Raw genomic sequence first — 5692 nt, 5'->3', positions numbered from 1 at the left:
CGCTGGAACCGAGAGCAGCTTCCGTGTGACCTGATACACCAGTGAGACGATCACCTGGACATGGCCCCAGCGCGCCCGCAGACCCCGCCAGACCGTCTACGACCTGCAGTGACACATTTCTGAACGGCACACCTGCGGCGGCAGACTCGGACGGCCGTTGGGCGACGGATACATGTCTGCGAGCATCGACGGTGGAAACAGCGCCTCACGGTGCTCGGCCAGGAACGCGAAGACACTCCCTGCCGGGATCAACTCCTGGCAGATCTCCCCCACATCGGGCCCGATCATCTCCCCGGCCCATTCCCCCGGCATGCCTACAAGACTGGCCCCGACTCGGCCGAGTCGGGGCCAGACTCCGAGATTTCATCAGTCTTCTAGGGGCTGGGCCCGCCGGGGCAGCAGGGCTACGAGGCAGCAGCTGACGGCGATGGCGGCGGCAACGACCCAGAGGCTGTTGGTCATCGCCCTGGCGTCCCCGTCTGCGCCACCCCCCGACTGCGGGGACCTGAAGTAGACGGTGGTCACCGCGGCCGCGCCGATCCCGTTGGCGAGTTGCTGGACGGCGTTCAGCGATCCGCTGGCGCTGCCCGCCTCGTGAGGGTTGATGTCGCCGACCGCGATCGTATAGATCGTACCGAAGCAGGCGCCCATCCCGAGCCCGATGACGAAGGCGGGAGGCACGAGCGCCCAACCGCCCGTCGCCGTACCTAGGGCCAGGACGAGAGTCAGCAGCCAGGCCGTGCCGAGCAGGGTGACGCACAAGCCGATCAGGACGAGGGTGCGGCCGAGCCGGGCGATGAGCCGGTACGAGGCGAAGGATGAGATGACGATGCCCACGGAGATCGGCATCAGGCCGAGTGCCGCGTGGAGGGGCGTACGGCCCAGGTCATGCTGCAGGAACAGCGACAGTACGTAGAGGAGCCCGGAGACTGCGGCGAAGAAGGCGACGCCGAGAATGAGTCCGGAGGTGAAGCCCCGGTTCTTGAGCAGTGAGGGCTCGATCAGAGGGTGGGGGGTGCGGAGTTGGCGACGGCAGAAGAGGGCGAAGCAGGCGGCCGCGGCGGCCATGCACAGCAGGGGCGCGCGCGTCCAGCCGTGCTCGGAGCCGTCGATGAGGCTGTAGAGCAGCCCGAGCATGGTGGCGCCGAGTAGCGCGGACTCGAGGCCGTCCACGGTGGTGGCAGGGTCGCCGGTATCGTGCGGGAGCAGCCGGGCTGCCGCGATGACCGCGCAGCCGCCGAGCACGATGTTGATCAGGAAGATGGTCCGCCAGCCGAGGCCGAGTATGTCCGCGTCGAGCAGAAACCCGGCGAGGATGGGGCCGCCGACGGAGGAGGCGCCGAGCGCGGGGGCGAAGACGCTGAACGCTTTGCCGATCTCGTTGCGAGGGAAGACCGTCCCCAGGATGCCGAAGCCCTGAGGGATCAGCAGCGCGCCAAAGGCCCCCTGTGTGAGCCGGGCCAGGACGAGGGATTCAGGGTTGACGGCCAGTCCGCAGGCGATCGAGGACAGGGTGAAGCCGGTGAGGCCGGTGAGGAACAGCCGACGCCTGCCGTATTTGTCGCCGAGCCGGCCGCCGACGACGAGCAGGACGCCGAGAGCGAGGGCGTAGCTTGCGCCGAGCCACTGCACCAGGGACTTTCCTCCGCCCAGGTCCTCGGTGATGGCCGGGGCGGCGATGTTGGTGATGGTGGCGTCAATCAGATCCAGGACGCTCGCCGCGAGTACGACGGCGAGTACGGCCCATCGCCTGCGCGCGGAGGTGGTATCCGGGTCGGCGTGGGTGCGCGTGAGAGTGGACAACGGGGTGCCTTTCGGTCCGTCGGCGGGATTGCGGGGTGCAGTCCGAGGCAGGGGCGGGCGGCGGGGAAAGGCATGCGTGGCCTGCGAAAATGCCTAGCGAAACGCACCAACCGGAGATATTGTGTGACGCGAATATTGTGTCGCGCAAGCGTATTTAGAGAGTGGAGAGGTCCCGGATGTCACAGCGGGCGGAGCTGCTCGAGCGGATCATCGACGAGAGCCGACGGCACTACGCGGCGTGGACGCTGTTCAACCAGACCATGGCCGACCGGCTCGGCCTGCACCCCACCGATGTGCAGTGCCTGAGCCTGCTCGACACGGAGCCGGATCCGCTGAGCACCGGAGACATCGCCCGGATGACCGGTCTGACCCCAGGGTCGGCCACCCGGCTGGTCGACCGCCTGGTCAAGGCGGGACTCGTCGAGCGCCGGGCCGACCCTGCCGACCGCCGTCGCGCGCTCGTAGCCCTCGTGCCCGGCGCTGTGGAGAGCCTGGGCGCGGCGTGGGACGAACCCGGTGAGGCGTACCGCGCGGTGCTGACGAGCTTCGGCGACGAAGAACTGGCTGTCATTGGTGAGTACTTCCGCCGCGTGGCCGAGCTCGGGCAGGAGCAGGTCGAGCGTCTGTCGTCGGAGTAGCCCTCGTCACGCTCCTGTTCCGGATCTGGTCGCCGCGCTCGGCAGGTAGGGGTGGCCGAGGGGAAGCCGCGAGTGGGTCGAGTCTGCCACGAGCGCCGCATGCTCACTGGTACGTTTCTAGACCTCGGGGCCCTGCTCATGACCACATCCGTCCTCGCCCCGGCGGCCGCCGCAGCCCCGGTGCCGGTCACGGCGCTCAACTGCGACGGAACACGTACAAGTGCACGGTGAAGCTCCAGCACGGCGACGGGAAGTAGGGTGGCCGACTGGTCGGTGAACGTGTGCCACCAGGGCTAGAAGACTGATGAAATCTCGGAGTCTGGCCCCGACTCGGCCGAGTCGGGGCCAGACTTGTAGGCAGGCAGGGGGAATGGGGGAGATGGTCGGGCCGGAAGTGTGGGAGACCTGCCGGGAGTTGATCCCGGCAGGGAGTGTCTTCGCGTTCCTGGCCGAGCACCGTGAGGCGCTGTTTCCACCGTCGATGTTCGCGGACATGTATCCGTCGCCCAACGGCCGTCCGAGTCTGCCGCCGCAGGCCCTGGCCGCGACCGTGGTACTGCAGAGCCTGCAGGGGCTGTCGGACTTCGAGACGGTCCGGGAACTGCGGTGTGACCTGCGGTGGAAGGCTGCCTGCGGGCTCGGTCTGTACGACACCGCGTTCGATCCTGAAGGGTGTCATTACTGCCGTACGGCGGCTGACCTGGGGCTTTGTGATGGCCCGAATATGGGCGTGATCGCTGATCGTGGGTCTGCGACTGCTCTACCTGATCTTCTGCCGACTACTGGGCTGCCTCCTCTTGCTGGGCCGATCGACAGCCGCGATCAACGCCGAGATCCTCGTGCTTCGCCATGAGGTCGCCGTCCTGCGCCGGCAGATCGAGCGGCCGCGGCTCTCATGGGCTGATCGTGCCGTCCTCTCCGCTCTCGCGCGGCACCTGCCACCCGCCTTGCGCCGCCATCGGCTGGAGACCGTCTTCCTCAGACGTCTCTATGTCCTGGGCGTCACAGCCCACCCCACCGGCGCATGGGTCACCCAACTCGCCCGTAACCTGCTCATGGCCCTCGGAGACAGAGCTGGGTGCTTCCGGTTCCTCATCCGCGACCGGGACAGCAAGTTCACCGCCGCATTCGACGCCGTCTTCGCCGACAATGGCACAGCCGTCATCCCGACTCCGCCGCAAAGCCCACGGTCCAACGCGTTCGCCGAACGATGGATACGCACAGCCCTGTGCGACTCTGTCGCGCGATTCTTCGGAATGCGCTGACCTGTGGGTTTTCGGTGTGGGATGGTGTTGGGGATCGGCCTGTTCGCGGGGAAGTGAAGAGGATCGGCGGTGTCGCTGCATCCTGTCCCCGCTCCCGGGATCCCTGCGACGACCGCGCGGGTCGCAAGGGCAGCGTTTCCCAAGGGCTGCCTGGCGATGCGGGTCCGTGACGAGTTGGGCGTGCTGTTTCAGGACGCGGACTTCGCTGCCGCGTTCCCGGCCCGCGGAGGGCCTGGGCTGGCGCCGGGGATGCTGGCTGTGGTGTCGGTGATGCAGTTCGCCGAACGCTTGACGGACCGCCAGGCTGCGGATGCGGTCCGCGGTCGCATCGACTGGAAATACCTGATGGGGCTGGAGTTGGGGGACGAGGGCTTCCACTTCTCCGTCCTGTCCGGCTTCCGGACACGCCTGGTCGAGCACAGCCACGAGCAGGTGATCCTGGACCGGCTGCTGGCCAGGCCGTCCGAACTGGGCTTCCTCCGGACGGGCGGCGCGTGCGAACGGATGCCACCCACGTCCTGGCTCTGGTACGGGACTTGAACCGGCTGGAGTTCTGCACCGAGACCCTGCGGTGCACGCTGGAGGCCCTGGCGGTTGCCGCCCCGGACTGGCTGCGCGCTGTCGGCGTCGCGGACGCCTCCTGACAGGAGCGATACGGGCAGCGCGCGGACTCTTACCGGCTGCCGAAGGGCGAGCCGGAGCGCGGCACGTTTGCGGTCCAGGTCGGGACAGGCGGCTACGCGCTCCTTGAGACGGTCTACCGACCGGATGCGCCGCAGTGGCTGCGGGAACTACCGGCGGTGCAAGTCCTGCGCCAGGCGTGGATCCAGCAGTACCACCGCGGCGAGGGCGAGCAGGGTCAGGAGGTGCGCTGGCGGGAGGGCAAGGACCTCCCGCCGGGCAGAGATCGGCTGGTCAGCCCACACGATGTGGACGCTCGCTGCTCGGTCAAGCGCGGCATGATCTGGGACGGATACAAGGTCCACTACAGCGAGACCTGCGATGATGACCTGCCCCACCTGGTGGTGAACGTGGCCACCACCCACGCGGCTGTGGACGACTCCCGCCTGGTCGGGACGGTCCACGACAACCTCAAGCGTCGCGAGGTGAAGCCGGGCGAGCACCTGGTCGACGGCGGCTATACCTCCGCCGCGATCATCCTGACCGCCCGCGCCCAGGGCATTGACCTGGTCGGGCCGCTTCCCCCGGCCAGTGACCGGCAGACCCGCGCCGGAGAGGGTTTCGCGCTCACCGACTTCCAGATCCACTGGGAGGAGCAGTACGCCGTCTGCTCCACGGGAGCCAAGAGCCGCTACTGGGGCAGTACCCGGATGGACGGCCACCCGCGGACAGTCGTCATCTTCCCCGAGTGGGACTGCCGCAACTGCAAAGTCCGCACCTCATGCACCAGCGGCTTCACCCGCCGACTGATCCTTCACCCCCGTGACGAGCACGAGTTCCTGCAACACCAGCGCGCTGAACAGGGAACCGACGCCTGGAAGCAGCGTTTCCACAAGCGGGCCGGCATCGAGGGAACGATCTCCCAAGCCGTCCGCGGCATCGGCATCCGGCGCAGCCGCTACCGAGGCCGAGCCAAGACCACCCTCGCCCATATCTTCAGCGCCGCAGCAATCAACCTCCACCGCATCGACGCCCACCTGACCGGTCACCCCGCAGGCACCACGCGCCGCACCCACTTCGCTGACCTCGACCTCGATACCCCACTACGCAGGAAGCCCCGCAGACGCCGCCCGTGAATCAGACGACAGAGTCCCACAGCCACAGGGTCCGGCTTGGCTGGACGTGGGACTGGAGTCGGGCTGGGTGATCGCCCCGGCGGGGACTCGCTGCTGACCAAGCTGGTTGTCATCTGGGCCATTCGTACCCGGGCGCTGAAGCGGGCGGCCCCGGCGACTCCCCGGGTGCTGAAGACCGCGGGCTGATGGCGTCGGTGAGTCAGGCGTCCGTGCCGCCGCGCGGGGCCCA

At 68.1% G+C, this 5692-nt stretch carries 6 protein-coding genes; 5 read left to right on the top strand and 1 reads right to left on the bottom strand.

What is annotated here, in order from left to right; all coding sequences use genetic code 11:
- Positions 1-366: 366 nt before the first annotated feature.
- Positions 367-1803 carry a DHA2 family efflux MFS transporter permease subunit gene (locus ACH4U7_RS53015; protein ID WP_398534915.1) on the bottom strand — a complete coding sequence of 479 codons (1437 nt, stop codon included), beginning with the start codon at positions 1801-1803 and terminating at the stop codon, positions 367-369.
- A gap of 176 nt (positions 1804-1979) precedes the next feature.
- Here ACH4U7_RS53015 and ACH4U7_RS53010 point away from each other — a divergent pair, with 176 nt between their 5' ends.
- From ACH4U7_RS53010 to ACH4U7_RS52990, 5 genes are all read left to right on the top strand, one after another.
- Entirely contained in the window at positions 1980-2441 is a 462-nt protein-coding gene (locus ACH4U7_RS53010) for a MarR family winged helix-turn-helix transcriptional regulator (RefSeq protein WP_398534914.1), read from the top strand.
- Between the two features lie 304 nt (positions 2442-2745).
- Positions 2746-3294 carry a transposase gene (locus ACH4U7_RS53005; RefSeq protein ID WP_398534913.1) on the top strand — a complete coding sequence of 183 codons (549 nt, stop codon included), beginning with the start codon at positions 2746-2748 and terminating at the stop codon, positions 3292-3294.
- A complete protein-coding gene (locus ACH4U7_RS53000; RefSeq protein ID WP_398534912.1) occupies positions 3185-3706 on the top strand; it encodes a hypothetical protein in 522 nt (173 codons plus the stop codon). The genes ACH4U7_RS53005 and ACH4U7_RS53000 overlap by 110 nt, the downstream gene beginning before the upstream one ends.
- Positions 3707-3775: 69 nt before the next feature.
- Positions 3776-4246, top strand: coding sequence for a transposase (locus ACH4U7_RS52995; RefSeq protein WP_398534911.1), 471 nt, complete (start codon positions 3776-3778; stop codon positions 4244-4246).
- Between the two features lie 260 nt (positions 4247-4506).
- A complete protein-coding gene (locus ACH4U7_RS52990) occupies positions 4507-5463 on the top strand; it encodes a transposase (protein ID WP_398534910.1) in 957 nt (318 codons plus the stop codon).
- The last annotated feature ends 229 nt before the right edge of the window (positions 5464-5692 follow it).

The organism is Streptomyces sp. NPDC020845, from assembly GCF_044334165.1.
GTDB lineage: Bacteria > Actinomycetota > Actinomycetes > Streptomycetales > Streptomycetaceae > Streptomyces.
Note: the sequence above shows the minus strand (reverse complement) of the source record. Positions and strands in the feature narration are given on the sequence as shown.